Origin of the sequence: Microbacterium capsulatum (genome assembly GCF_030865425.1) — a bacterium.
Lineage (GTDB): Bacteria > Actinomycetota > Actinomycetes > Actinomycetales > Microbacteriaceae > Microbacterium > Microbacterium capsulatum.
This window is the reverse complement of the sequence record NZ_JAVFCB010000010.1, coordinates 1-25,828: the sequence shown is the minus strand read 5'-3', so window position 1 is coordinate 25,828 and position 25,828 is coordinate 1. Positions and strand designations below refer to the sequence as shown.

Here is a 25,828-nt window from a genome sequence, read left to right as displayed (position 1 = left end):
GATCGCGGCGCGACCACCGGGCCGCGATCGGCGCACACGACAGGCTGTCGCGGATCTCCAAGCCGCCGCTCCCCGCCGCGGCGTAGCGTCGCAACCATGAGCGAAGAGAAGACCACGGGCGTCACCGGCGCCCACACGACCGACGGCCGCCCGAACGCGGCGACCACCCTCACCCCGTTCCTCGCCATCCCCGACTCGCGGGGCGCGATCGACTTCTACGTCGCGATCTTCGGCGCCCGGGTCGTCGGCGTCACGGAGTTCGGCGGCGTGGTCGCGCACGCCGACCTCGACTTCGGGCTGGGCGGCCTGCAGCTGGGCGACCCGAACCCCGACTACGGGCTCGTCCCCTCCCCCTCCGGCGACGCCGACTGCTATTCGATGGGCATCTACGTGCCCGACGTCGACGCGGTCGTCGAGCGTGCCGTCGCGGCCGGTGCGACCGTGAGGGAAGCCCCGTCGACGTTCGTCTCGGGCGACCGGTACGCGAGTATCCGGGATCCGTTCGGGGTGCGCTGGTCGGTGATGACCCGCATCGAGGATCTCTCCGAGGAGGAGAGCACCGCCCGGGTCGAGGAGTGGGCGGCGTCGTTCAGCGCACCGGAGAGCTGAAGGCCGCGGCCTCCACCGCGATCCCCGTCGGCGCGGGTGCGAGCCCGGTCTCCCCCGCCGCGGCGACCACGGCGGGCAGCAGCGCGTCGGCGGTGCGCCGGTAGCCGAGCGCGCTCGGGTGGAACCGGTCCAGGCCGAACATCTCCTCGGGCTCGTCGAAGAACATCGGCCCGACCGCGCGGCGCAGGTCGACCGCGGTCGCGCCGTGATCGAGCGCGGTCTGCGCCTGCGCCACAGCGAGCCGTCGGGACAGGCGGGAGGCGATCGCGCGGAGCGGCTGCGGCACGGGGCGCAGCGCGCCGAGGTCGGGGCAGGTGCCGACCACCACGGCGGCGCCGAGGGCGTGCAGCCAGCCGATCGCGTCCTCGAGGTGCTGCACCGAGACCGAGACCGGGATCCGGTGCGTGACGTCGTTCCCGCCCACGACGATCACGGCGACGTCCGGCAGGTAGTCCGTCTCCAGGCTCGCGAGCTGCGCATCCAGGTCCGGCGATTCGGATCCCACGATCGCCGCCGTGCGCAGCCGCACCGGCCGCCGCGTGCGTCGGGCGAGCCCCTTCGCCAGGCGCCCGCCGAGGGTGTCCTTGCGCCGCTCGGCGCCGAGACCCGCGGCCAGGGAGTCGCCGAGCAGGAGCAGTTCGATCGGCTCGCCCGTCAGCCGTCGCCGCCAGATCCGGTCCGCGTCGACCGCGTCCTCGCCGTGCGGCTTGCCGATCCGCCGGCGGGCGATCCGCGCCTGCCGGCCGAGAGCGATCCGGGCCGCGACCGCCGAGCCCGCGAAGACGACGCCGATGACGCCCAGGGCGAGGGATGCGGAGCGGATCCGCTCCGGACGGCGAGGATCCATGCTCCGATCAGACCGCATCGACATGAACGGCGCGTGACCGGCAGTCGACGCACGGTACGCGTGCAGTCTCACCGGTCGTTGAGCGAGGCGAAGGCGAGACGAAACAGCGGCGATCGTCGGGACGACACGTTTCGTCTCGGTCGCCTTCGGCGGCCTCGCTCGACGACCCCGGGACGGGACAGCCGCTGCTCAGGACAGCGGCTTGACCTCGAGCGCGTCGGCGGCCACGCCCGCGCGCACGGTCGCGAAGGCGCTGTAGCCGTCGGCCGCCGCGCGCTCGAGCAGGCCCTTGAGGTTCTTCGTGCGGCGCTCCAGGCGTACGCGCGCGCCCTCGCCGATCAGGGCGGCCTTGTGCGCGACGAGCTCCGCGACCGGGACGTCCGCGTCGTGGATCAGCACGACCGCGCGCGTGGCAGCGTCGTCCTGCGACTCGAGCAGGTCGACGATCCGCTCGAAGCCGATCGAGAAGCCCACGGCCGGCACCTGCTGGCCGAGGAAGCGGCCGATCATGCCGTCGTAGCGACCGCCGCCGCCGAGCGAGTACGCCACCGAGGGGTGCGCGAGCTCCATGATCGTGCCGGTGTAGTAGCCCATGCCGCGGACGAGGAACGGATCGAACTGCAGCGGGATCGGGTCGATCCCCTCCGCGGCCGGGCGGGCGGCCGCGACCGCCTGCCCGAGGCCGACGAGGTGCGCGACGAGCTCGTCCGGCACGTCCTCGGGCAGCGCCTTGCGGATCTGCCGCTCGCCGTAGGGGTGGTACTCGAGAGTCTGCGGACGGCGCAGGAACGCCTCGAACGCGTCCACGGCGGAGGCCGTGGCGTCGCGCTCGCGCAGCTCGGCGACGATGCCGTCCGGGCCGATCTTGTCGAGCTTGTCGATCGTGATGAGCACGCCGGGGCGCTCCTCCTCGCTGAAGCCGAACGAGTCCAGCATCCAGTCCAGGGCCCGGCGGTCGTTCACGCGCACCATCGCACCGGTCAGGCCCAGAGCGTCGACCGTGTCGAGCGAGGCGACGATGAGCTCGGCCTCGGCCCGGGCGGAGTCGTCGCCGATGATGTCGATGTCGCACTGCACGAACTGGCGGTAGCGGCCCTTCTGCGGCCGCTCGGCGCGCCAGACCGGGCCGATCTGGATGGCGCGGAACACGCTGGGCAGCTGCCCGCGGTTGCTCGCGTAGAACCGCGCGAGCGGGACGGTCAGGTCGTAGCGCAGGCCGAGGTCGCTGAGTGCGGCGGGGTCCTCGGCGCCGGCGCGGATCGCGTCCGCGTCGAGTCCGCGGCGCAGGAGGTTGAACGACAGCTTCTCGTTGTCGCCGCCGATCCCGGCGTGCAGACGGTCGTACTCCTCGACGACGGGCGTCTCGATCTCGTCGAAGCCGTGCGCGCGGTAGCGATCGCGGATGACGGAGAGCACGCGCTCACGACGGGCCTTGTCGGCGGGGAGGAAGTCGCGCATCCCGCGCGGAGGATTGACCGTTGCCACGGATCCATTCTTCCAGGTCGCGTGGGACGGCCCTTCCCACGGTTTCGAGGAGCGATGTTGGTTCCCGATCGTCCGGTTCGGGGACCAACATCGCTCCTCGAAGCGTCAGTCCTTGGCCTCGGCGATGCGGACGGCGTCCTCCAGGGCGCGGGTGCGCTCGCGGAGGGCGCGCTCGGCGTCCCAGCCGCGCGCGCGTGCGGTCGCGACGAGGGCGAGCAGGGCGTCGCCGAGCTCGGCCTCGGATGCGGGCGTCTCGGTCGCTGCGCCCGTCGGAGGCCCCGCATCCACCCCGCGCTTCGCCGCGCGGCCGAGCATCTTCTGCGCGAGCGCGAGCGCGGGCATCCCGCGCGGGATCCCGTCCAGGACGCTCCGCCGGGTGTGCTTCTCCGCCGCCTTCGCGGCGTTCCAGTGCACGAGCACCTCTTCCGGCGTGGTCGCGACGGCGTCGCCGAAGACGTGCGGGTGCCGGCGCGTCATCTTCTCGGAGAGCGTGCGGGCGACGTCGTCGATGTCGAACGGATCCTCCGGATCCTGTGCGGCGATCGCGGCGTGGAACAGCACCTGCCAGAGCAGGTCGCCGAGCTCCTCGCGCAGCTCCGCCCGATCGTCGCGCTCGACCGCTTCGATGAGCTCGTACGACTCCTCCAGCAGGTACGGCAGCAGCTCGCGGTGCGTCATGGCCCGCGACCACACGCAGCGCTCGCGCACCTGCCGCATCACCTCGGCGGCCGCGCGGAGCGGATCGGTCGCATCGTGCGGATCCGTCACCTCATCGCTCATCCCACGCCTCCTCGACGTCATCCTCGTCGACCTCGTCGTCGGCCGCATCCCCCGCGGCGCGATGGGCGCGCGCCCGCCACGACACGAGCACCGCGGCGAGGAGCAGCGCCATCACCGAGCCGAGCAGCACGGCGAGGATCGCCTGATCCCGCACCCCCGCGTCGGAGGCGAAGGCGAGGTTCGCGAGCAGCAGCGACACCGTGAACCCGATGCCGCCGAGCGCACCGGTCGCGAGCAGGTCGGGGAACCGGATCGCGGGGGGCGTGCCCCGAGGACGGATCCGCTGCGCGACCGCGCCGAACGCCGCGATGCCGACGAGCTTGCCCACCGGCAGCGCGACGAGGATCCCGAAGAACGCCGGTGACAGCGCCCCGACCGGAACCCGCGGGATGACCACGAACGCGGCGGCGAACGCGAACAGCGGCAGCACGAGCCCGTTCACCCACGGCTCCAGGGCGTGCCGGGTCGGCCCCGCGGCCCGTGGCGCCATGACCAGGCCGAGCATCACGCCGGCGATCGTGGCGTGCACGCCGGACGCCGAGACGAAGCCCCACGCGACGAGACCGACCAGCACCATGAGCACGGCGATCACCGGGCTCCGCCGTCCGCGCAGCAGCCGGCTCAGCACCGCGAACGCGGCCACGGCGACGAGCCCCACGGCGAGCAGGCCGAGGTTGAGCCCGTGCGCGAAGAGCACGGCGATGAACACGATGCCGACGATGTCGTCGAGGATCGCGAGCGCGAGCAGGAACGCCCGGACGGCGGACGGCAGCCCCCGCCCGAAGACGGCGAGGACGCCGAGCGCGAAGGCGATGTCGGTCGCGGTCGGGACGGGCCAGCCGCTCGCCGTGCCGGCCGCCGACCCCGTCGACGCCCCGGCGATCAGCAGGTAGACCGCGATCGGGACGAGGATCCCGCCCGCCGCCGCGATGGCCGGCTGGATCGCCGCGCGGACGCTGCTGAGGTCGCCGCGGGTGAGCTCGAACTGCAGCTCGAGCGCGACGACGAAGAAGAAGAGGGCGAGGAGCCCGTCCGACACCCAGTGCGACACGGAGAGGTCGAGCCCGGTGCCCGGGACGGCGAGATGCGCGCCGAGGATCCCCGCGACCGCGTCATGCGTCGGCAGGTTCGCCAGCAGCAGTCCGATTCCGGCGGCGGCGAGCAGCAGGACGGCCGGGAACTGTGCGGACCGGAGAAGGCGGGTCGTGCGGCTCATCCCCTTCACCGTATCGCGCGGCGCGGGTGCGCCGCGGGGGACGGCCCGGGTCCCGCGGGCAGGGCTTCGGGGCCTCCGCGACGCCGGGCGTCACGGAACCATCCCGGGCACAGCCTCGGTCTACGCTCAGGAGCGTGACCCCCGACACAACCGATACCGAAGCCATCCGCATCGCCGTGCGGTTTGAAGCAGGCCGCGAGCTGCCCGAGGAGATGCGCGCCGACGTGCGCATGCTCGGCGCCCTGCTCGGCCAGGTGCTGCGCGAATCCGGCGGCGAGGAGCTGTTCGACGACGTCGAGCGCCTCCGCCAGGCCACGATCGAGGCCTACACCGACGAGTCCGCGGAGGCGTTCGATCGCGCCACCCGCATCGCCGAGGAGTTCTCGGTGCAGCGGGCCGACGAGGTGGCGCGCGCGTTCACCGCATACTTCCACCTCGTGAACCTCGCCGAGGAGCACCAGCGCGTGCGCGTGCTCCGGGAGCGGGCCGAGCCTTCGACGGGCCCCGGGACCGATTCCCGGGTCGACACCGTGGCCGGCGCCTTCGCCCAGCTCGTGTCCGAGGTCGGCGAGGACGAGGCCCGCCGACGCCTCGGCGGCCTGCGCTTCCACCCCGTGTTCACGGCGCACCCGACCGAGGCCCGCCGTCGCGCGGTGTCCTCGAGCATCCGCCGCCTCGCCGAGCTGCTCAGCGAGCACGACGCGGCGACCCCGGGCGGCGCCGACGCGCACCGCACCCGCCGGCGCATGCTCGAGGAGGTCGACACGCTCTGGCGCACGGCCCCGCTGCGTGCGCACAAGCCGGCGCCGACCGACGAGGTCCGCACGGTGATGAGCGTCTTCGACGAGACCCTGTTCACCACGATCCCGCACGTGTACCGGCGGATCGACGACGCGCTGCGCGGCGAGGAGTCCGGATCCTCCGCCCCGATCGTCCCCGCGTTCGTGCGGATCGGATCCTGGGTCGGCGGCGACCGCGACGGCAACCCGTTCGTCACCGCCGCTGTGACCCGGGAGGCGGCGGAGATCGCCGCCGACCACGTGCTGCGCGGCCTCGAGCGCGCGATCGACCGGATCGGGCGCACCCTCACCCTGGACGCCGAGGACACGCCGCCCAGCGCCGCGATGGTCGCCCTGTGGGAGACGCTGCAGTCGGCGTACCCGGAGCTCGCGGCCGAGACGGCCACCCGCTCCCCCGAGGAGCCGCATCGCCGGGTGCTCGTCCTGCTCGCGCACCGGGTCGCGCAGACCCGCCTCGGCGGGGGCGGCTACACAGATCCGGAGCAGCTGCTCGCCGACCTGCGCGTCGTGCAGTCCTCGCTCGCGGACGCCGGTGCCCGCCGGCACGCGTTCGGCGGCGTGCAGCACCTCATCTGGCAGGTCGAGACGTACGGCTTCCACCTCGCCGAGCTCGAGGTCCGCCAGCACTCCCAGGTGCACGCCCGCGTGCTCGCCGAGCTCGACAAGGCTCCGTACGGCGGCACGGTCAGCGCCGAGACCGAGGAGGTTCTCGCGGTCTTCCGCACCGTCCGCGACATCCAGCGCACCCACGGATCGCGCGCCGCCGGACGCTACGTCGTCTCCTTCACGCAATCCGCGCAGGATCTCGCGAACGTGCACCGCCTGGCGGCCTATGCGTGCGGCGACGACCTGCCGGTGCTCGACGTGGTGCCGCTGTTCGAGACGTTCGCCGACCTGCAGGCGGCCCCGGGGATCCTCGCCGAGGTCGCGGAGCACCCCGCCTTCGCGGCCCGCCTGGCCACGACCGGCCGGCGCCTGGAGGTCATGCTGGGCTACTCCGACTCCTCGAAGGACGTCGGCCCCGTCGCGGCGAACCTCGCCCTCTACGAGGCGCAGGCCGAGATCGCCGCGTGGGCGCAGCGCGAGGGCATCGAGCTGACCCTGTTCCACGGTCGCGGCGGTGCGCTCGGACGCGGCGGCGGCCCCGCGAACTCCGCGATCCTCGCCCAGCCGCCGCACTCCGTCGACGGCCGGTTCAAGCTCACCGAGCAGGGCGAGGTCATCTTCGCCCGCTACGGCGAGCCCGCGATCGCCATGCGGCACATCGACCAGGTCACCGCGGCGACCCTGCTCGCGTCCTCCCCCGGCGTGGAGCGGCGCAACAGCGAGGCCGCCGTGCGGTTCGCCGAGGTCGCGGCGACCATGGACCGCGCCTCCCGCGACCGCTTCTTCGCCCTCGTCAAGGCCGACGGCTTCGCGCCCTGGTTCGCCACGGTCACGCCGATGGAGGAGATCGGGCTGCTCGCGCTCGGCTCCCGCCCCGCCCGCCGCGGCCTGTCCGTGGAGTCCCTCGAGGACCTCCGCGCGATCCCGTGGGTGTTCGCCTGGACGCAGGCGAGGATCAACCTGGCCGGCTGGTTCGGCCTGGGCACCGCGCTCGAGGCGGTCGGCGACGAGGAGCTGCTGCGCACCGCCTACAAGGAGTGGCCGCTGCTGCACACGATGGTCGACAACGTCGCGATGAGCCTCGCCAAGACCGACCCCCGCATCGCCCGCCGCTACCTCGCCCTCGGCGACCGCGACGACCTCGCGTCCCTCGTGCTCGAGGAGATGGAGCTCACCCGGTCCTGGGTGATCCGGATCACGGGCGGCGAGCGCCTGCTGCAGAACAAGCCGATCCTGCAGCGTGCTGTCGCGATGCGCAGCCCGTACGTCGACGCCCTGTCGCTGCTGCAGCTGCGCGCCCTGCGCGCGCTGCGCGATGCGGACGCGGCCGCTGCAGATCTCGAGGCGCCGGCACCGGATCCGGAGCTGCAGCGCCTGCTGCTGCTCTCCGTGAGCGGCGTCGCCGCCGGCCTGCAGAACACCGGCTGAGCTCAAGTCGTGCGTATAGCAGATTCCTCACTTCCATAACGGCCCGGAAGTGAGGAATCTGCTGTATTAGAGTGAGGAATCCGCCGTATCCGGCCCTCTGCGCATGACACGATCGACCGCGCGCCTTTCCATCCCCATCCGAAAGCATCCCCGCGTGACCGACACCATCATCGAAACCCCCACCGCCGAGTTCCATCCGCTCTCCTCGATCGCGCAGCCGATCTTCGACGCGGTCCGCGCGCTGAACCCGAACGAGCCCGAGTTCCACCAGGCCGTCCACGAGGTCCTGCACTCGATCGGCCCGGTGCTCGACCGCCACCCGGAGTACGTCGACGCCGGTGTCCTGGAGCGCCTCGTCGAGCCGGAGCGCCAGGTCATCTTCCGGGTGCCGTGGGTCGACGACGACGGCAGGCTGCAGGTCAACCGCGGCTACCGCGTGCAGTACTCCTCCGTGCTCGGCCCGTACAAGGGCGGCCTGCGCTTCCACCCCTCGGTGAACATCTCGATCATCAAGTTCCTCGGCTTCGAGCAGATCTTCAAGAACGCGCTCACCGGCCAGGGCATCGGCGGCGGCAAGGGCGGATCCAACTTCGACCCGCACGGCCGCAGCGACGCCGAGGTCATGCGCTTCTGCCAGTCGTTCATGAACGAGCTCTACCGACACCTCGGCGAGCACACCGACGTCCCCGCGGGTGACATCGGCGTCGGCGGCCGCGAGATCGGCTACCTCTTCGGCCAGTACCGCAAGATCACGAACCGCCACGAGTCCGGCATGTTCACCGGCAAGGGCATCGGCTGGGGCGGCGCGCAGGTGCGCACCGAGGCCACCGGCTACGGCGCCGTCTTCTTCGCTCAGGAGATGCTCGCGGTGCACGGCGAGTCCCTCGAGGGCAAGCGCGTCGGGATCTCCGGATCCGGCAACGTCGCGATCTACGCGATCCAGAAGGCCGCTCAGCTCGGCGCGACCGCCGTCACCGCCTCGGACTCGTCCGGCTACGTCGTCGACGACGCCGGCATCGACGTCGATCTGCTCCGCCGGATCAAGGAGGTCGAGCGCGGCCGCATCGTCGAGTACGCGAAGCGCCGTCCCGGCGCCCGCTTCGTCGAGGGCGGATCGGTCTGGGAGGTCCCCGTCGACATCGCCGTCCCCTCCGCCACGCAGAACGAGCTCGACGCCGACGGCGCCCGCGCGCTCATCGCGAACGGCGTGCGCGCCGTCTCCGAGGGCGCCAACATGCCGTCGACGCCCGAGGCCGTCGCGCTGTTCCAGGACGCGGGCGTGCTGTTCGCACCGGGCAAGGCCGCGAACGCCGGGGGCGTGGCGACCTCCGCGCTCGAGATGAGCCAGAACGCCGCCCGTCAGCGCTGGGGCTTCGACGACAGCGAACGCCGCCTGCGCGCCATCATGAGCGACATCCACCACGCCGCGTTCGAGGCCGCCGAGCGCTACGACGTCCCCGGCGACTACGTCGCGGGCGCCAACATCGCCGGCTTCGAGCGGGTCGCGAACGCGATGCTCGCCCAGGGCGTCATCTGACGGATCCCGCCACGCACGCCACGAAGCGCCGGTCCCCTCCGCGGGGGCCGGCGCTTCGTCGTCGCGGTCGGACCGGGGTCAGCGCCCGCCGGTCGGCTCCGGGTCGAGATGCTCGCTGTCGACGCCCTCGCTGTCGACGTGCTCGGGCCCGACCAGCTCGTCCAGCGGAACCTTGTTGTACCCGGTGACGGCCTCGTTCTCGTCGAACGACGCCACCTTCTTCCGGAAGCCGCGGGTCAGCACGAGCAGGTAGACGAAGCCGATCACGGTCCACACCGCTCCGCCGAGGAGCGCGTCCGGGCTGAGGTTCACCCACAGCAGACCGGTGAGCGCCATGCCGATCAGCGGCATGACGATGTAGCGGAAGACGTCCTTCGGGGTGTGCCGGAGGTTCTTGCGCACGGCGAACCAGGCGATCACCGAGATGTTCACGAACGTGAACGCGATGAGGGCGCCGAAGTTGATGAACGAGGCGATCAGATCCAGGCTGAACGACATCGCGAGCAGGCAGATCGCCCCGACGAGCACGACGTTGAACGTCGGCGTGTGGGTCTTCGGGTTGATGTAGCCGAAGGTGCGGCGCGGCAGCACGTTGTTGCGGCCCATCACGAGCAGCATGCGCGAGACCGAGGCGTGCGAGGCGAGGCCCGACGCGACGGTCGCGGCGAAGCCCGCGGAGGTGAGGATGATCTGGAACACGCGGCCGCCGACGACGTCGCCGATCTGGGTGAGCGAGCTGTCGCTGAGCGAGGCGTCGTTGAACTGGTGCCAGTCCGGGAACCGCAGCTGCGTGAAGTAGCTGGAGATGAGGAAGATCGCACCTCCCAGGATCACCGTGTACAGGATCGCCTTCGGCATGATCCTCGGGTGCTTCGCCTCCTCCGCGTACATCGTGACGGCGTCGAAGCCGATGAACGAGAAGCAGACGACGGTGGCACCGGCGAGGACCGCGCCGAACTGCACGCCGTCGTGGAAGAACGGCTGCACCGAGGCCACGGTGCCGGCACCCGCGCCCTGCGCGAGCTGCACCCACACCAGGGCCACGAAGGCGATGATGACGATGCCCGCGAACACGATGAGGAGCATGTTCAGGTTCGAGGTGCCGCGCATCGTCAGGTAGATGATCGAGGTCACGACGATGCAGTACAGGATCACCCAGACGCCCGGCCAGATTCCCGGGACGAGCTGCTCGAGGTAGTTGCGGATGATGAGGCAGTTCACCATCGGCAGCAGGATGTAGTCGATGAGCGAGGTCCAGCCCACCATGAAGCCGAGGTTCGGGTGGATCGACTCGCGTACGTAGGTGTAGGCGGATCCGGCGCTCGGGATCGCGCCCGCGATCTTGCCGTAGCTGACCGCCGTGAACATCATCACGACAAGGGCCAGCACGTACGCGAGGGGGACGACGTCGTCGGTCTGCTGCGACACGATGCCGAACGTGTCGAACACGATCGTCGGGGTCATGTACCCGAGACCGAGGCCGACGATGGCCCACAATCCCAGGTTGCGTTTCAGGGTGCCGCCGCCGTGCGCGAGCGGCTGAATCTTGGTGCCCATCGGTTCTCCTTCGGGGTGCGGTGGGGTCCTCGCACGGCTCCGGGGGCGTCCGGCGGAACAGCTGTCCATTATGCATCCCGATGGATCTGCGACGAAATCCGCAGGATCGCTACGGAATCCGGATCCGATTCACCGATTCACCATCAGGATCCGAAGGCGTCTCGCGCAGCCGCCATGCGGACCACGGATCCGCTCAGAGCGCGTGGTCCTCGGAGTGCCGCGCAAGCGAACGCGCGTACCTCTCGGTGAGCTGCACCATCAGATCGGGCGTGGACCGGTCGACGCCGAAGACGTAGCCGGGGAAGTCGAGCTCGTGCTGCGCCGCCCAGATCTCCTCGTGCCGCTCGGGCGAGAGGATCAGCACCGGGTCGCCGACCGCCACCCAGCCGATCGGCACGACGCTGTCGGCGGGCAGGGTCGTGCGCAGGTGCACGACCGCGTTGATCCGCACCTCGCTGCGCTCCCCGATGTGCGCGCCGTTGAAGATCCGCGTACCGGTCGCGAGGAACACCTCGTCGTCGATGGTCGCGCCGGAGATGCTCGCCATCGGCCCCACGAGCACGTGGTCGCCGATGTGCACCGGGTTCGCGGCCGTGGCGCGGATGAGCGCGTTCTCCATCACGATCACGTGGTCACCGAGTGTGATCGGGCCGCCCTCGGCGGTGATCACGGCGCCGTGCAGCACCTGGCAGTTCGGTCCGATCGTCACGTCGCCGGAGATCACCGCGGACGGGGCCACGACCGCGGTGGCGTGGATGCGGGGCCGAGACCCGAGGTGCTCGTAGATCATGCCGTCAGCGTAGTCCCGCCCTTACCGGAAAACAGAGAGCCATCAGGCCCACGGACGGCGAGCCGCGGCCGGATCCGGCCCGACACGCCGCACGCCTCTCCGTTTTCCGGCGCAGGCCGACGCAGCGCCCGAGGCGCCGGGACGTGTCAGGCGCCGATCGGCGGGAGCAGACCCTTCGCGGCGGCCATCGTGCGGGCGACGAGCAGCGGCGGATCGACGATCTCGCCCGCGCTGATGAGGCCGTCGAGCTCGGCGAGCGACATGCGCACCTGCTGCACCCGCCCCGGGCGGTCGTCCTGCGCCGCACGGCCCGGTCGCACCCGCGCCGCGAGGAACAGATGGGTCGCCCAGACGCTGCGCCCCGGGCTCGGGAAGAACGTGTGCAGCGGCAGCAGCTCTCCGGCTGCGAGCCCCAGTTCCTCGGCGAGCTCGCGGCGCGCGGCCGCCTCGGGGGCCTCGCCGGAGCGGCCGGCACCGCCCGGAAGGTCCAGGATCCACCGGTCGATCGCGTACCGGTACTGGCGGCTGACGAGCACGTGCTCGCCGTCCAGGATCAGCGTCGCGACGGAGAACGGGATGCTCCGATCCACCTCGAACACGGTCCGCTCGCCGCTGGGCAGCTCGACCTCGTCCGCGTCGATCCGCACCCGACCGCGATGCAGCTCGCGGGTGGCCAGCCAGTGCCAGCGCGGCTCCCCCGGGTTCGACGCGCGCAACCGCGGCCTGCTGCGGTCGCGGCGTGCACGGACCAGACGCTCCCCGCTCATCGGGCGGATCCCGACGCGACGGGCTCGGATGCGGCCTCCGCGGGAACGGAGTCCGGGAAGAGCGCGGTGAGCAGCTGACCCGTCCACTCGACGGGGTCCGCCCGATCCGGTCCGGGCATCGGCACGACCAGCGCCTCTCCCCCGCCGACGAGCTTGGCCTGGGGGTACAGCCGCTGCAGCCGCACCTTCATGGAGTCCTCGAAGCGCGCCGGCGCCACCCGCAGGTTCGAGCCCATCGCGACGACGTCGGTGAGCCCGGCGCGCGCCGCCCGGCGCCGCAGCCGGGCGATCGCGACGAGACCTTCGACCTCGGCCGGCGGGGCGCCGTAGCGGTCCGTGAGCTCTTCGACGACATGGCCGATCGCATCCTCGGACGCCGTCGCCGTGGCCGCGCTGGAGAGCTTCTGGTACGCCTCCAGCCGCAGCCGTTCGCTGTCGATGTACGAGTCGGGGATCCGCGCGTCCACAGGCAGCTCCAGTCGCAGTTCGGCGCCGGTCTCGGTCTCCTCGCCGCGGAACGTCGCGACGGCCTCGCCGATCATGCGCAGGTACAGGTCGAAGCCGACGCCGGCGATGTGCCCGGCCTGCTCGGCGCCGAGCAGATTGCCCGCGCCGCGCAGCTCGAGGTCCTTGAGCGCGACCTGCATGCCGGATCCGAGGTCGTTGTTCACCGCGATCGTCTGCAGCCGGTCGGCCGCCGTCTCGCTCAGCGGCTTGCCGTCGTCGTAGAGGAAGTAGGCGTACGCGCGCTCGCGGCCGCGGCCGACGCGTCCGCGCAGCTGGTGCAGCTGGCTGAGGCCGTAGCGGTCGGCGCGGTCGATGATGATCGTGTTCGCGTTCGAGATGTCCAGGCCGGTCTCGATGATCGTGGTGGACACGAGCACGTCGAACTTGCGCTCCCAGAAGTCGTCGACCACCTGCTCCAGCTGGTGCTCGCCCATCTGCCCGTGGGCGACCGCGATCCTCGCCTCGGGCACGAGCTCGGCGAGTTCGCTCGCGATGCGCTGGATCGACTGCACCCGGTTGTGCACGTAGAAGACCTGCCCCTCGCGGAGGATCTCGCGGCGGATCGCGGCGGCGACCTGCTTGTCGCTCTTCGGGCCGACGAAGGAGAGGATCGGGTGCCGGTCCTCGGGCGGGGTCTGCAGGGTCGACATCTCCCGGATGCCGGTGACCGCCATCTCGAGCGTGCGCGGGATCGGGGTCGCGCTCATCGCGAGGATGTCGACGTTCGTCTTCATCTTCTTCAGCGCGTCCTTGTGCTCGACGCCGAAGCGCTGCTCCTCGTCGATGATCATGAGGCCCAGATCCTTGAACATCACCTGATCGGTGAGGATCCGGTGGGTGCCGATCACCATGTCGACGGATCCCTCGAGCAGCCCGTCGAGGGTGAGCCGCGCCTCCTTGTCGGTCTGGAAGCGCGAGAGCGGGCGCACCTTGACCGGGAAGCCTGCGAAACGCTCGCTGAACGTCTCCAGGTGCTGCTTGACGAGCAGGGTGGTCGGCACGAGCATCGCGACCTGCTTGCCGTCCTGGATCGCCTTGAACGCGGCGCGCACGGCGACCTCGGTCTTGCCGAAGCCGACGTCGCCGCTCAGCAGCCGGTCCATCGGGATCGGCCGCTCCATGTCGGCCTTGATCTCGTCGATCGTCTGCAGCTGGTCCGGCGTCTCGGCGAACGGGAACGCCTCCTCCAGCTCGCGCTGCCAGGGGGTGTCCGGGGCGAACGCGTACCCCTTCGCGGCCATCCGCGCCGAGTACAGCTTCACGAGCTCGACGGCGATGTCGCGCACGGCCTTGCGGGCCTTGCCCTTCGCGGCCGCCCAGTCGCTGCCGCCCATCTTGGACAGCTGCGGCGCCTCACCGCCGACGTACTTGGAGAGCAGGTCGAGCTGATCGGTCGGCACGTAGAGCTTGTCGCCCGGGTAGCCGCGCTTCGACGGCGCGTACTCGAGCACGAGGTAGTCGCGGGTGGTCTTCACGGCGTTCCGTCCGCCCGAGGAGACCTCGCGCTGCGTCATCTCGACGAAGCGCGCGATGCCGTGCGTCTGGTGCACGACGAAGTCGCCGGCCTTCAGCTGCATCGGATCGACGACGTTCTTGCGCCGCGAGGCGAGCTTCTTCACGACGCGGGTGTCGCCGCCGATCGTGCGCCCGTAGAACTCGTTCTCGGTGAGCACGGCGATCTTCGCCGATGCGACCTGGAACCCGGCCTCGATCGCGCCGGTGACGAGCGTCGCGACGCCCGCGTCCGGGATCGCGTCGAGCGAGGGCACCACCCGCGCCGCGACCCCGCGGTCGGCGAGCACGTCGCGGGCGCGGTCGACGAGGCCCGGACCGGAGGCGACGAGCACGACCCGCCAGCCGTCTGCGACCCGGGCGGCGGTGAACTCGATCGCGCCGTCGACGTTGCCGTGGAACGACGGGATCGGGGTGGCGCTGACCCCGTCGGCGCCCTGGTCGGGGATGAAATCGGTCCCTGAGCTTGTCGAAGGCCCGGCGTCGAAGGCGCTCAGCCGCCACCACACGCCGCCACGGTGGTGCAGGGCTCCGCGCAGCTCGGCGACCGAGAGGAAGTCGCCGGTCTGCAGGTCGATCGGCGCGGACGCCCCCGCCGTGGCCGCGCTCCACGCGGCCTCGAGGAACTCGCGGTTGGTCTCGCCGAGGCTCGCGGCGCGGGCGCCGCTCCGCTCCGGATCGACGAGCGCGACGGCCGCGCCCTCGGGCAGGTAGTCGGTGAGCGGCACGACGGGCCCGGCGACGACGGGCAGGAGCGACTCCATGCCCTCGACGGGGATCCCCTCGGCCATCTTCTGCAGCATTCCGGCGATGCCCGGGAAGGTGCCGACGAGGGCCGCGGCGCGCTCGCGCACCTCGGGGGTGAGCAGCAGCTCGCGACTCGCGGGCAGCGCGACGGCCCTGACTTCGCCGGGGAGGGAGCGCTGGTCGGCGACGGAGAAGAGTCGGATCCGATCGACCTCGTCGCCGAAGAACTCGACGCGCGAGGGGTGCTCCGCGGTGGGCGGGAAGACGTCGAGGATGCCGCCGCGCACCGCGAACTCGCCGCGGCGGGACACCATGTCGACCCGGGAGTAGGCGCGCTCGACGAGCGAGGCGGCGACGGCGTCGAGGTCGTAGCCGCGTCCGCCGACGGTCAGCTCGAGCGGCTCGACATCGCCGAGGCCGGCGGCGACGGGCTGCAGCGCGGCGCGCACCGAGGCGACCACGACGAGCGGGCGCTCTCCGCTCCAGACGGTCATCCGGCGCAGCACCTCGAGGCGGCGCCCGACCGTGTCGGGGCTCGGGCTGAGCCGTTCGTGCGGCAGCGTCTCCCAGGCAGGGAAGTCCAGGATCTCGGCGTCCGGCAGGTAGGAGCCGAGCGCCGCGGCGAGCGATTCGGCCCTGCGACCGGTCGGCGCGACGACGAGGAGCGCGGCCGGCTTTCCGGACGCCGCGCGGCGTTCGAGGAGGCCGGAGAGGGTCGGCGCGTCCATCCCGGCGCTCGCCAGCAGGTCGGCATCGGTCTGCGCCCAGCTCAGGGCGTCGCGGAATCCGGACGCCTCCTCTTCCAGAGCCCTGACGATCCCCTGCACAGTCACCGGAGAAGTCTACGTGGCGCCGCCGACGTCCGCGGCGGGTCTCGCGCCTTGAGGTGGACGCGCGACTCCGACCGGCGTCTCTCGGCAGTCGGAGATCGGACGCCCTCCGCGGATCCGTGGTCGGCGCCTGCCGCCGTGCGGGTCCGACCAGGAGGGGCCGCGGATCGGGCGCCGCGTGCCCGTCGCGCAGAAGCCGGCCCGCACACCTCGGCGCGCGGCAGATCCGCGGGCACCAGAACCGAGGCCGTCGTCGATCTCATATCCCATCCGACCCGGCACCACCGCCGTTCGAACCCCAGATGAGCAAAGAAAAACAAACTGCGGAGAAGTCGCCGGAACACCCGGCTGTGCAGGGCGAATCAGCCGCCCTAGGATGAGGGCGTGAGCGATCCGCAGCAGGTCCCGCCCGTCCCGCCGGCTTCCGAGCAGGGCGGGCACTACGTGCCGCCGGCCGCCCCGCCACCCGCTCCGTATGGCGCACCGCCACAGCCGTATGGCGCACCGCCGCAGCCGTATGGCGCACCGCCGCAGCCGTACGGTGCTCAGCCGCAGCCGTATGGTGCTCAGCCGCAGCCGTACGGTGCTCAGCCGCCCTCCGCTGCTCCGGTGTGGCAGCCCGGTCCCGGCCTGCCGCCGGTTCCGCAGCCGCCCCAGGGCATGCCGATCCCCGCGTACCAGCCGCCGCCCGGCGCGTTCACCGGGCCGGCCGCCGGCTACGCGGCCCCGTATGCTCCGACCACGCGCCCTGCGGGCAAGCCCGCACTCGGCCGGATCGCCCTGCTGCTCTCGCTCGTCGCCACCGTCGTCCTGGCGATCGTGGGCGCCGTCTTCGCCTGGCAGATCGGGTACGGCGTCGGCGCGGCCTCGAGTCTGACCACGCTCGAGGCCCGGATCGCGGCCGAGGATCTCTCGATCCTCACGCCGGTGCGCCAGATCGTGCTGTGGTGGGAGATCACCGCCTGGGTCGCGAGCGCGGTCGGCATCTGGGCGCTCGTGCAGGGCATCGTCGCGATCGCGAGGCGACGTGGACGCAGATCCGGGATCGCGGCGCTGGTCATCTCGGCGCTCGGCCCGTTCGTGTTCTTCTTCGTCGGCTATCTGTCGCTCGTCATCGCGCTGGGCGTCGCCGCGACCTCGCACTGACCAGCACGGGCACCGGTCCGCTCACCGCGGGGCGTGGTGCTTCTGCTGCGCCGCGATCAGTCCCTCGCCGAGGAGCTGCTCCACCGCGTCCGCCGCATCCGCGATGAGGATCGGCAGATTCGGGCGCTCTGCGGCGCCGAACGGCGCCAGCACCCAGTCGGCGGGATCCTGGCGCCCCGGCGGGCGCCCGATCCCGACCCGCACGCGAGGGAAGTCGGGAGTGGTCAGGACCCGGGCGACGTCGCGGATGCCGTTGTGCCCGCCGTGGCCTCCCCCGACCTTGAGCTTGATCGTGTCGAAGGGGATGTCGAGCTCGTCGTGCACGAGCACGATCCGCTCCGGCGGCACCGAGTAGAACTTCGCGAGCGCCCCGACCGGGGCGCCGGACACGTTCATGTACGAGTTCGGCTTGGCGAGCACGAGCTTGTCGCCGCCCGGGCGCAGCCAGGTCTCCACGACCCGCGCGCCGGCCTTGTGCTCACGGAAGTTCTCGCCGCGCCGCGCGGCGAGCTCGTCCACGACCATCTGCCCGACGTTGTGCCGGGTCGCCGCGTACTTCGGACCCGGGTTGCCGAGCCCCACCACCAGCCACGTCTGCGCCATGTCATCCATCCTGCCGGAGCGCGGGGTGATCCCCGAACGGGGAGCCTCAGGAAAGGAGAAAGGGGGCGCGACCAGGTCGCACCCCCTTCTCGAGCTCTTCAGAGCCGCAGGATCACTCCGCGGCGGCCTCCTCGGCCTGAGCCTCGGCGACGGCCTCGTCGGCGGCCGCGATGGCCTCCTCGGCCGCGATCGCGGCGGCGGGCACCGAGACGGCGACGACGAGGGTCTCCGGGTCGGCGACGAGGGTGACGCCCTGCGGGAGCTTCACGTCGGCGGCGGTGATGTGCGTGCCGTCCTCGAGGCCCTCGACGGAGACCTCGACGTGCTCGGGGATGTGGGTGGCCTCGGCCTCGACCGACAGGTGGGTCGCGTCGAGGTTCGCGATGGTGCCGGCGGCCGACTCGCCCACGAGGACGACGGGGAGGTCGACGGCGACCTTCTCGCCCTTCTTCACGACGAGCAGGTCGATGTGCTCGATGATCTGGTGCACCGGGTCCTTCTGCACGTCCTTGACGAGCGCGAGCTGGGCCTTGCCCTCGATGTCGAGCTCGAGCAGCGCGTTGGCGCGGCGGATGATCAGCGAGACCTGGTGGCCCGGCAGCGCGACGTGGACCGGCTCGGTGCCGTGGCCGTAGATGACGGCGGGGATCTGGCCGGCGGCGCGGAGGCGGCGGGCGAAGCCCTTGCCGAAGCCGGTGCGGAGCTCGGCGGTGACCTTGGTGTCTTCGGACATGGTGTTCTCCTTCTTCACGCGCGGCATCGGGCTGCGCGGGTGGTCTGATCTGTCGTCTCGACACGACGACGGAAGGAGAGCACCGCACTCGAAGAGAGCTCGGGCTCGCCGCGTCGATCACGGATGTGCGCGCACGTGCGCCATCCCTCGCCGAGGACCCGTCCATGTTACCCGACTTCGCTGGACGGCGCGGACGCTAGGCTGGAGCCATGACCGATGGTGTGTTCCTCACTGAAGCGCTCGCCTGGCTGATCGGCCTCATGGCGGTCGGCGCCACTGTGCTCTGCTTCGGCGCGCTGTTCGCGCTGGGCCGCTCCGGCTACCGCAAGGACTGACGCCCGGACACCGCAGAACCGCGCCGCCCGAGACGGACGACGCGGTTCTTCTGCTGTCGGTCGCCGGCCTCAGCCGACGCCGAGGTAGGCCTCCTTCACCGCCGGGTCCGCGAGCAGCTCCTTGCCGGTGCCGGTGCGGGTGATCGCGCCGGTCTCCAGCACGAACGCGCGATGCGCCCTGGCCAGAGCCTGGTTGGCGTTCTGCTCGACCAGCAGCACGGTCGTGCCCTGCGCGTTGATCTCGGTGATGATCTTGAAGATCTGCCGGATGAACTGCGGCGCGAGTCCCATCGACGGCTCGTCGAGCAGCAGCACGCGCGGCTGCGACATCAGCGCGCGGCCGATCGCGAGCATCTGCTGCTCGCCGCCCGACATCGTGCCGCCGAGCTGCTTCTTGCGCTCGTCGAGGCGCGGGAACAGCGAGAACACGCGCTCGTACGACTCCGCGACGCCCGACTTGTTCTTCAGGCCGAACGTGCCCATGTCGAGGTTCTCCAGCACCGTCATGCCGGGGAAGATCCCCCGGCCCTCGGGAGCCTGCGAGATCCCGTGCACGACGCGCACGTGCGCCTTCATCTTCGTGATGTCCTGCCCGTCGAACAGGATGGATCCGCTCGACGGCTGGAGCAGCCCGGAGATCGTGCGCATGGTGGTCGTCTTGCCGGCGCCGTTCGCGCCGATCAGAGTGACGATCTCGCCCTCCTCCACGGAGAAGGAGATGTCGTGGATCGCCTTGATCCGCCCGTAGTGGACGGAGATGTCCTTCAGCTCAAGCAACGTCATCTTCGGGCACTCCCAGGTAGGCGGCGATCACGCGCGGGTCGTTGCGGATGACCGGGGGCAGGTCGTCGGCGATCTTCTTGCCGAACTCCAGCACCACGATGCGGTCGGTGACGCCCATCACGAGCTTCATGTCGTGCTCGATGAGCAGCACGGTGTACCCCTCGTCGCGGATGGACCGGATGAGCGCCATCAGGTCCTCCTTCTCCGCGGGGTTGAAGCCGGCGGCCGGCTCGTCCAGGCAGAGCAGCTTGGGGTCGGTGGCGAGGGCGCGCGCGATCTCGAGGCGGCGCTGGGATCCGTAGGACAGGTCCCGCGAACGCTTCTGCGCGTGCTGGGAGATGCCGACGAACTCGAGCAGGGCCATCGCCCTGTCGACCGACGACCGCTCCTCGCGCACGTGCCGCGGCGAGCGGATCAGTGCACCCGGCACCGACGTGCGGTGCCGCGCGTCCAGGCCGACGACGACGTTCTCCAGGGCCGTCATCTCGCCGAACAGGCGGATGTTCTGGAACGTGCGCGCCATGCCGAGGCGGGTGATCTGGTGCTGCTTGCGCCCCTTGACCGACTGCCCCTCCAGGAGCACGTCGCCGCTGGTGGGCCGGTAGACGCCGGTCATCGCGTTGAAGCAGGTCGTCTTGCCGGCGCCGTTCGGTCCGATGAGTCCGAGGATCTCTCCGCGCTTGATGTCGAAGGTGACGTCGTCGAGCGCCGTGAGGCCGCCGAACTTCACCGTGAGGTTCCTCACCTCGACGAGCTTCTCGCCGACCTCGACCTCGATCGGCCGCTCCGACTCCGCGCCCTCGACCAGCGGCGGCGCCTCGCCGGAGACGATGTCAGGCTCACCGCCGTCGACGGGCACCTCGACCGGCTCCACCGGCTCCGGGGTCTCTTCGGTCACGAGGCGCTCCCTTCCTTGGGCGGGGCCGCCGAGGGCGGCGGTGTCGCCGGTGTCTTCGGCGGCGCGACCCATTCGGCCGCCTTGCGGGCGTAGGCCATCAGCCGCATCTTCGCCGGGATCAGGCCCTGCGACCGGAAGATCATCAGGATCACGAGCGCGACGCCGAAGATGAGGTACTTGTAGTCGGCCACCGCGGTGAACCGGAGCGGGATGTACGCGACGATCGCGCCACCGAGGATCGCGCCGACCTTGTTGCCCGTGCCGCCGAGCACGACGGCGGCCAGGAACAGGATCGAGGTCTGCACGTCGAACTTCTGGTTGTTCACGAAGCCGACCTGGCCGGCGAACAGCGCCCCGGAGAGACCGCCGACGCTCGCGCCGAGTGCGAACGCCCACACCTTGTACTTGAACGTGGGCACACCCATCGTCTCCGCCGCGTCCTCGTCCTCGCGGATCGCGACCAGGGCGCGGCCGACGCGCGAGCGCTCCAGGTTGCCCGCGAGCAGCAGGACGATGATCAGGATCGTGACCGTCAGCCAGTACCAGGGCGTGCCGTTCGAGTTCGCGAAGATCGGCACCCCGTTCGGCGCGACGCCCGGCGGGCGTCCGACGTTCTGGAAGCCGACCTGGCCCTTCATCGCCGGGATGATGGTCGCCAGGATCCGCACGATCTCACCGAACCCGAGCGTGACGATCGCGAGGTAGTCGCCACGCAGGCGCAGCGTGGGCACGCCCAGGACGACGCCGAAGATCATCGCGATCACCATCGCCAGCGGAAGCGTCCACAGGTACGGGATCTTCAGATACGGGGAGTCGGGGCTCGTGAACATCGCCGCGGTGTACGAGCCGACCGCGAAGAAGGCCACATAGCCCAGGTCGAGCAGGCCCGTGTAGCCGACGACGATGTTCAGGCCGACGGCGACGAGCGCGTACACCGCCATCGCGAACAGGGCCAGCGGCCAGTCGTTGCCCGGGGCCGTGGTCAGCGGGAAGAAGTTGATGTACGGCATCGCGTAGGCGATCGCGACGACGATGAGCATCCACGCCCACTGCGTCGGCCGGGACAGCTCGTTCCAGCGCTCGCGGAGGCCGCGGAACGGGCCGCGGCGGACGGTGGCGACCGATTCGGTCTCGATCGTCTCGCGCGCCGACTCCGCTGTGGGGAGAGGACGGGGACCGTCGGCTGAGGCGCTCATGCCTTGCTCCTTCCGAGGGTGCTGCCGAGGATGCCGGTCGGACGCACCAGCAGGACCAGAACGAGGATCACGAACGCGACGACGTCCGTCCACTGGGAATCGCCGAGCAGGATCTGTCCGTAGTTGCCGACGATGCCGAGCAGGATGCCGCCGAGCAGGGCTCCGCGGACGTTGCCGATGCCGCCGAGCACCGCGGCGGCGAACGCCTTGACACCGAGGATGAACCCGCCGTTGTAGATGACGCCGGACGGGACCAGCATGATGTAGAACAGGGCCGCGGCGCCGGCGAGCAGACCGCCGATGATGAACGTGATCACGATGGTGCGCTCCTTCGAGACGCCCATCAGGGTCGCGGTGTCCGGATCCTGCGCGACCGCGCGGATACCGCGGCCGGTGCGGCTGCGGCGGATGAACATGTCGGTGCCGATCATCAGCAGGATCGCAGCGACGACGATGATGATCTGCTGGTCGGTGATGATCGTGCCGAACACGTCGAAGACCGGGCTCGGGATGTACATCACCACGGCGGGCTGGGCGTTGCCGCCGCCGATCGAGTTCAGGAAGCCCAGGCCCGGCAGCAGGGACAACTTGGGCAGGATGAAGATGATGTACTGGATCGCGAACGAGACGCCGATCGCGGTGATCAGGAACGCGAGCCGGGGGGCGTTGCGTTTGCGCAGCGGTCTGTAGGCCGCGCGTTCGACGATGAACGCGGTGGCCGCCGAGCAGATCATGCCGACGACGAGCGCCAGCAGCAGATCCATGATGATCGCGGCCGGGCCGATGGTCGGGGCGCTCGGTCCGAAACCGAGCGAGGTCAGCGTGATGACCACGCCGAACGCACCCACGATGAAGACCTCGGAGTGGGCGAAGTTGATGAGGCTGAGGACGCCGTAGACGAGCGTGTATCCGACCGCGATGAGTCCGTACACGGCGCCGAACGTCAGGCCGTCGAAGGTGGTGCTCCAGAAGTTCTGGAACAGGGCGTTGATGTCGAAATTGATCCAGGACGAGTCCGCGTGCACGACGGACAGGGCGACGAGATCCAGCATTCAGGTTCGCTTCCACAGGGGGCGCGTCATTGCGCCAGGAGAGAGCAGGGGGAAAGGATCCCGCGGCGCGACGGGGGTCGCGCCGCGGGATCCGTCGATCACTTGCCGATCTGTCCGATGTAGACGATCTTTCCGTTGTCGATCTTGTAGCCGTACACCGCGGGTGCCTGCAGCTCACCCGTGGAGTCCCACTTGTACTTCTTGCTCAGTCCGTCCTTGTCGTAGGTCTTCACCCAGTCCTTGAGGGCGGCGCGGGTGTTCTTGCCGGCGTCGATACCGCTCAGCAGAACGGTCGCGGCGTCGTAGCCCTCGATCGAGTAGGTGCCGGGCTCGGCGTTGAACGCGGCCTTGTACTGACCCTCGAAGGTGGTCAGCAGCTCGCCCGGGATGCAGGGGCAGGTGAAGAACGCGTTCTTCGACGCGTCACCGGCCAGCTTGATGAACTGGTCGTCCTTCACGCCGTCAGGGCCGACGAACGAACCCTTGAAGCCCTTGGCGACCAGCTGCTGGTCGAGCGGGGCCGCCTCGGCGTAGTAGCCGGCGTAGTAGACCGCGTCGGGCTTCGCGTTCATGATCTTGGAGATCACGGCTGAGAAGTCCTTCTGGCCGGTGGTGACCTTGTCGTTGCCGATCTGCGCGGATCCGAGCGCCTGGCTGGTCGCGGTGGCGAGGCCGATGCCGTAGTCCGAGTCGTCCTGCACGAGGTAGACCTTCTTGGCCTTCAGCGTGTCGGTGACGAACTTCGCGGCGGCCGGACCCTGCTGGGAGTCGTTGCCCAGGGCGCGGAAGAACGTCGTCCAGCCGTTCTTCGTCAGACCGGGGTTGGTGGCCGACGGGGTCAGGTGCACGAGACCCTGCTGCTCGAAGATGTTGCCGGTGGCCTTCGACTCGCCGGAGAACGGCAGGCCGACGACGCCGACGATGTCGGCCTCGCTGACGGCCTGGGTCACCGGGCCGGTGGCCTTGTTCGGGTCGCCCTCGGTGTCGAACTTCTTGAAGTTGACCTGGCAGCCGGGGTTGGACTTGTTGTGCTGGTCGATCGCGAGCTGGACGCCGTTGACGATGTTGATGCCGAGCTGGGCGTTCGGACCGGTCTCGGCGCCGATGTAGCCGAGGGTCAGGTTGGAGCAGGTGGCCTTCCCGTCGCCGGCGGGCAGCACCGCGTCCTTCGGACTCTCGACCGTGCTCACCGTCGGGATGTTGGGCTGGCCTGCGCCTCCGCTGCTGGACGAGGGAGTCGCGGCCTGATTCGCGCACCCCGCCAACAGGAGCAGTGCCGCTGCTGCGGCGACACCGGCGATGGCATTCTTTCGCATCATTGTGATTGCCTTCCGATTCGGGTCATCGACGATCCGCTTCGATACGCCGATGTAATCAAGGTGTGGCGAGCGTACCGCTGCTCACCCGCCCATCGCACGAGACTAGCCCCGCGAGTTCCAGTTTGCGCACGATAACGAGCCACGTTTGTTCGGATCGTTACACGGTGGAGAAAACCGCAATGACTTCGGCTTTCCTCCGCCTCATCGCCGGCGTCCTCCCGTCGCGGATCCGTGGTCCCGGCCGGGTCAGCGATACGCTGAACGCATCCCCCACCGGACACATCGAGGAGATCACCGTGCCCACTGCCGTTGCCAATATCGGAGTCGTCGGACTCGCTGTCATGGGTTCGAATCTCGCCCGCAACCTCGCGAGCCGCGAGGGCAATACCGTGGCGATCTTCAACCGCACCTACGAGAAGACGCAGGGCGTGCTCGACGCGCACCCGGAGGCCGGTTTCATCCCCGCGGCGACGTACGAGGAGTTCGCGGCGAGCCTGTCGAAGCCGCGCACGGCGATCATCATGGTCAAGGCCGGTGCGGGCACCGACGCGGTGATCGACGAGCTCGTCAAGGTGTTCGAGCCGGGCGACATCATCGTCGACGGCGGCAACGCGTTCTTCCCGGACACGATCCGCCGCGAGAAGGCGGTGCGCTCCACCGGGATCAACTTCGTCGGCGCGGGGATCTCCGGCGGCGAGGAGGGCGCGCTGACCGGTCCGTCGATCATGCCGGGCGGGTCCGACGAGTCCTGGGTCACGCTCGGCCCGATCCTGCGCTCCATCGCAGCGATCGCCGAGGGCGAGCCGTGCGTCACGCACGTCGGCCACGACGGCGCCGGGCACTTCGTGAAGATGGTGCACAACGGCATCGAGTACGCCGACATGCAGCTCATCGCCGAGGCGTACGACCTGATCCGCCGCGGCACGGGCAAGAGCCCGGCCGAGATCGCGGAGATCTTCGCGGAGTGGAACCGCGGCGAGCTGGAGTCGTACCTGATCGAGATCACCGCCGAGGTGCTCCGTCAGGTCGACGCTTCCACCGGCAAGCCCCTCGTCGACGTCATCCTGGACCAGGCCGGCGCCAAGGGCACCGGCGCCTGGACCGTGCAGACCGCGCTGTCCCTGGGCGTGCCGGTCTCCGGCATCGCCGAGGCCACCTTCGCCCGCTCGCTGAGCTCGCACCCGGAGCAGCGCGCGGTCGCCGGGTCCCTCCCCGGCCCGGCGGAGGAGTTCGTCGTGGCGGATGAGGCCGCGTTCATCGAGGACGTGCGCCTGGCGCTGTACGCGTCGAAGATCGTCGCGTACTCGCAGGGCTTCGACGAGATCCGCGCGGGCGCGGCCGAGTACGGCTGGAACATCGACCTCGGCGCGATCAGCAAGATCTGGCGCGGCGGCTGCATCATCCGCGCCCAGTTCCTGAACCGGATCGCGGACGCCTACGCCGAGACCCCGGATCTGCCGGTGCTGATGACGGCCCCGTACTTCGCCGAGGCGTTCACCCGCGCCCAGGCCGCGTGGCGCCGCGTCGTCGTCGCCGCCGCGCAGGCCGGGATCCCCTCCCCCGCGTTCTCGTCCTCGCTGTCGTACTACGACGGGATCCGTGCCGACCGCCTGCCCGCCGCGCTCGTGCAGGGCCAGCGCGACTTCTTCGGCGCGCACACCTACAAGCGCATCGACAAGCCCGGCACCTTCCACACCCAGTGGTCCGGCGACCGCACCGAGATCGAAGCCGAAGACACGCACTGA

General features: G+C 70.6%; 21 protein-coding genes. 6 read left to right on the top strand and 15 right to left on the bottom strand.

Annotated features, from left to right (window positions below):
• The first annotated feature begins 96 nt into the window (after window positions 1–96).
• Window positions 97–609, top strand: coding sequence for a VOC family protein (locus RBR11_RS15680; protein ID WP_308490311.1), 513 nt, complete (start codon window positions 97–99; stop codon window positions 607–609).
• Here the strand turns inward: RBR11_RS15680 and RBR11_RS15675 are convergent.
• From RBR11_RS15675 to RBR11_RS15660, 4 genes are all read right to left on the bottom strand, one after another.
• Entirely contained in the window at window positions 590–1,456 is an 867-nt protein-coding gene (locus tag RBR11_RS15675; RefSeq protein ID WP_308490310.1) for an SGNH/GDSL hydrolase family protein, read from the bottom strand. The two genes, RBR11_RS15680 and RBR11_RS15675, sit on opposite strands and share 20 nt — an antisense overlap.
• Window positions 1,457–1,645: 189 nt before the next feature.
• Complete coding sequence (locus RBR11_RS15670; protein WP_308490401.1) at window positions 1,646–2,914, bottom strand: histidine--tRNA ligase; 1,269 nt, start codon at window positions 2,912–2,914, stop codon at window positions 1,646–1,648.
• Between the two features lie 132 nt (window positions 2,915–3,046).
• On the bottom strand, window positions 3,047–3,721 hold the full coding sequence (locus tag RBR11_RS15665) for a nucleoside triphosphate pyrophosphohydrolase (protein ID WP_308490309.1): 675 nt from the start codon (window positions 3,719–3,721) through the stop codon (window positions 3,047–3,049).
• A complete protein-coding gene (locus RBR11_RS15660; RefSeq protein ID WP_308490308.1) occupies window positions 3,711–4,937 on the bottom strand; it encodes a Na+/H+ antiporter NhaA in 1,227 nt (408 codons plus the stop codon). The genes RBR11_RS15665 and RBR11_RS15660 overlap by 11 nt, the downstream gene beginning before the upstream one ends.
• A 212-nt stretch (window positions 4,938–5,149) precedes the next feature.
• Here RBR11_RS15660 and RBR11_RS15655 point away from each other — a divergent pair, with 212 nt between their 5' ends.
• On the top strand, window positions 5,150–7,771 hold the full coding sequence (locus tag RBR11_RS15655) for a phosphoenolpyruvate carboxylase (protein WP_308490400.1): 2,622 nt from the start codon (window positions 5,150–5,152) through the stop codon (window positions 7,769–7,771).
• Window positions 7,772–7,925: 154 nt separating this feature from the next.
• Complete coding sequence (gene gdhA / locus RBR11_RS15650) at window positions 7,926–9,308, top strand: NADP-specific glutamate dehydrogenase (RefSeq protein ID WP_373889809.1); 1,383 nt, start codon at window positions 7,926–7,928, stop codon at window positions 9,306–9,308.
• Window positions 9,309–9,386: 78 nt separating this feature from the next.
• Here gdhA and RBR11_RS15645 read toward each other — a convergent pair whose 3' ends face one another.
• The 4 genes from RBR11_RS15645 to mfd all read right to left on the bottom strand — a co-directional run bounded on the left by RBR11_RS15645 (window position 9,387) and on the right by mfd (window position 16,021).
• Window positions 9,387–10,865 carry an APC family permease gene (locus RBR11_RS15645; protein ID WP_308490307.1) on the bottom strand — a complete coding sequence of 493 codons (1,479 nt, stop codon included), beginning with the start codon at window positions 10,863–10,865 and terminating at the stop codon, window positions 9,387–9,389.
• A gap of 193 nt (window positions 10,866–11,058) precedes the next feature.
• Window positions 11,059–11,655: a gamma carbonic anhydrase family protein gene (locus RBR11_RS15640; protein ID WP_308490306.1), complete on the bottom strand. Its 597-nt coding sequence runs from the start codon at window positions 11,653–11,655 to the stop codon at window positions 11,059–11,061.
• 146 nt (window positions 11,656–11,801) lie between these two features.
• On the bottom strand, window positions 11,802–12,422 hold the full coding sequence (locus tag RBR11_RS15635; protein ID WP_308490305.1) for an NUDIX domain-containing protein: 621 nt from the start codon (window positions 12,420–12,422) through the stop codon (window positions 11,802–11,804).
• Window positions 12,419–16,021 carry a transcription-repair coupling factor gene (gene mfd, locus RBR11_RS15630; protein ID WP_308490304.1) on the bottom strand — a complete coding sequence of 1,201 codons (3,603 nt, stop codon included), beginning with the start codon at window positions 16,019–16,021 and terminating at the stop codon, window positions 12,419–12,421. Before mfd ends, RBR11_RS15635 begins: the two co-directional genes overlap by 4 nt.
• A gap of 381 nt (window positions 16,022–16,402) precedes the next feature.
• Between mfd and RBR11_RS15625 the strand changes: the two genes are divergently transcribed.
• Entirely contained in the window at window positions 16,403–17,164 is a 762-nt protein-coding gene (locus RBR11_RS15625) for a hypothetical protein (RefSeq protein WP_308490303.1), read from the top strand.
• Between the two features lie 21 nt (window positions 17,165–17,185).
• Here the strand turns inward: RBR11_RS15625 and pth are convergent, their stop codons facing one another.
• On the bottom strand, window positions 17,186–17,767 hold the full coding sequence (gene pth / locus RBR11_RS15620; protein WP_308490302.1) for an aminoacyl-tRNA hydrolase: 582 nt from the start codon (window positions 17,765–17,767) through the stop codon (window positions 17,186–17,188).
• 112 nt (window positions 17,768–17,879) lie between these two features.
• Window positions 17,880–18,500 (bottom strand): 50S ribosomal protein L25/general stress protein Ctc, encoded by a 621-nt coding sequence (locus RBR11_RS15615; RefSeq protein WP_308490301.1) that lies wholly within the window; start codon window positions 18,498–18,500, stop codon window positions 17,880–17,882.
• Window positions 18,501–18,709: 209 nt separating this feature from the next.
• Between RBR11_RS15615 and RBR11_RS15610 the strand changes: the two genes are divergently transcribed.
• Window positions 18,710–18,835 (top strand): hypothetical protein, encoded by a 126-nt coding sequence (locus tag RBR11_RS15610; RefSeq protein ID WP_308490300.1) that lies wholly within the window; start codon window positions 18,710–18,712, stop codon window positions 18,833–18,835.
• A gap of 69 nt (window positions 18,836–18,904) precedes the next feature.
• Here RBR11_RS15610 and RBR11_RS15605 read toward each other — a convergent pair whose 3' ends face one another.
• From RBR11_RS15605 to RBR11_RS15585, 5 genes are all read right to left on the bottom strand, one after another.
• Window positions 18,905–19,618, bottom strand: coding sequence for an ABC transporter ATP-binding protein (locus tag RBR11_RS15605; RefSeq protein WP_308490299.1), 714 nt, complete (start codon window positions 19,616–19,618; stop codon window positions 18,905–18,907).
• Window positions 19,605–20,516 (bottom strand): ABC transporter ATP-binding protein, encoded by a 912-nt coding sequence (locus RBR11_RS15600; RefSeq protein ID WP_373889808.1) that lies wholly within the window; start codon window positions 20,514–20,516, stop codon window positions 19,605–19,607. Before RBR11_RS15600 ends, RBR11_RS15605 begins: the two co-directional genes overlap by 14 nt.
• Window positions 20,513–21,712, bottom strand: a complete 1,200-nt coding sequence (locus tag RBR11_RS15595; protein ID WP_308490298.1) for a branched-chain amino acid ABC transporter permease — start codon at window positions 21,710–21,712, stop codon at window positions 20,513–20,515. The genes RBR11_RS15600 and RBR11_RS15595 overlap by 4 nt, the downstream gene beginning before the upstream one ends.
• The gene (locus tag RBR11_RS15590; protein WP_308490297.1) at window positions 21,709–22,764 is read right to left on the bottom strand and encodes a branched-chain amino acid ABC transporter permease; all 1,056 of its coding nucleotides are present in this window, start codon (window positions 22,762–22,764) and stop codon (window positions 21,709–21,711) included. The genes RBR11_RS15595 and RBR11_RS15590 overlap by 4 nt, the downstream gene beginning before the upstream one ends.
• A 98-nt stretch (window positions 22,765–22,862) precedes the next feature.
• Entirely contained in the window at window positions 22,863–24,083 is a 1,221-nt protein-coding gene (locus RBR11_RS15585; protein WP_308490296.1) for a branched-chain amino acid ABC transporter substrate-binding protein, read from the bottom strand.
• Between the two features lie 296 nt (window positions 24,084–24,379).
• On the opposite strand from RBR11_RS15585, the gene gndA reads away from it, so the two are divergent.
• Window positions 24,380–25,828 carry an NADP-dependent phosphogluconate dehydrogenase gene (gene gndA / locus RBR11_RS15580; protein ID WP_308490295.1) on the top strand — a complete coding sequence of 483 codons (1,449 nt, stop codon included), beginning with the start codon at window positions 24,380–24,382 and terminating at the stop codon, window positions 25,826–25,828.

Coding starts and splice junctions, on each gene's coding strand:
- RBR11_RS15680 (WP_308490311.1), top strand. CDS start 97: ATGAGCGAAGAGAAGACCACGGGCGTCACCGGCGCCCACACGACCGAC.
- RBR11_RS15675 (WP_308490310.1), bottom strand. CDS start 1,456: ATGGATCCTCGCCGTCCGGAGCGGATCCGCTCCGCATCCCTCGCCCTG.
- RBR11_RS15670 (WP_308490401.1), bottom strand. CDS start 2,914: ATGCGCGACTTCCTCCCCGCCGACAAGGCCCGTCGTGAGCGCGTGCTC.
- RBR11_RS15665 (WP_308490309.1), bottom strand. CDS start 3,721: ATGAGCGATGAGGTGACGGATCCGCACGATGCGACCGATCCGCTCCGC.
- RBR11_RS15660 (WP_308490308.1), bottom strand. CDS start 4,937: ATGAGCCGCACGACCCGCCTTCTCCGGTCCGCACAGTTCCCGGCCGTC.
- RBR11_RS15655 (WP_308490400.1), top strand. CDS start 5,150: ATGCGCGCCGACGTGCGCATGCTCGGCGCCCTGCTCGGCCAGGTGCTG.
- RBR11_RS15645 (WP_308490307.1), bottom strand. CDS start 10,865: ATGGGCACCAAGATTCAGCCGCTCGCGCACGGCGGCGGCACCCTGAAA.
- RBR11_RS15640 (WP_308490306.1), bottom strand. CDS start 11,655: ATGATCTACGAGCACCTCGGGTCTCGGCCCCGCATCCACGCCACCGCG.
- RBR11_RS15635 (WP_308490305.1), bottom strand. CDS start 12,422: ATGAGCGGGGAGCGTCTGGTCCGTGCACGCCGCGACCGCAGCAGGCCG.
- pth (WP_308490302.1), bottom strand. CDS start 17,767: ATGGCGCAGACGTGGCTGGTGGTGGGGCTCGGCAACCCGGGTCCGAAG.
- RBR11_RS15615 (WP_308490301.1), bottom strand. CDS start 18,500: ATGTCCGAAGACACCAAGGTCACCGCCGAGCTCCGCACCGGCTTCGGC.
- RBR11_RS15610 (WP_308490300.1), top strand. CDS start 18,710: ATGACCGATGGTGTGTTCCTCACTGAAGCGCTCGCCTGGCTGATCGGC.
- RBR11_RS15605 (WP_308490299.1), bottom strand. CDS start 19,618: ATGACGTTGCTTGAGCTGAAGGACATCTCCGTCCACTACGGGCGGATC.
- RBR11_RS15595 (WP_308490298.1), bottom strand. CDS start 21,712: ATGAGCGCCTCAGCCGACGGTCCCCGTCCTCTCCCCACAGCGGAGTCG.
- RBR11_RS15590 (WP_308490297.1), bottom strand. CDS start 22,764: ATGCTGGATCTCGTCGCCCTGTCCGTCGTGCACGCGGACTCGTCCTGG.
- RBR11_RS15585 (WP_308490296.1), bottom strand. CDS start 24,083: ATGATGCGAAAGAATGCCATCGCCGGTGTCGCCGCAGCAGCGGCACTG.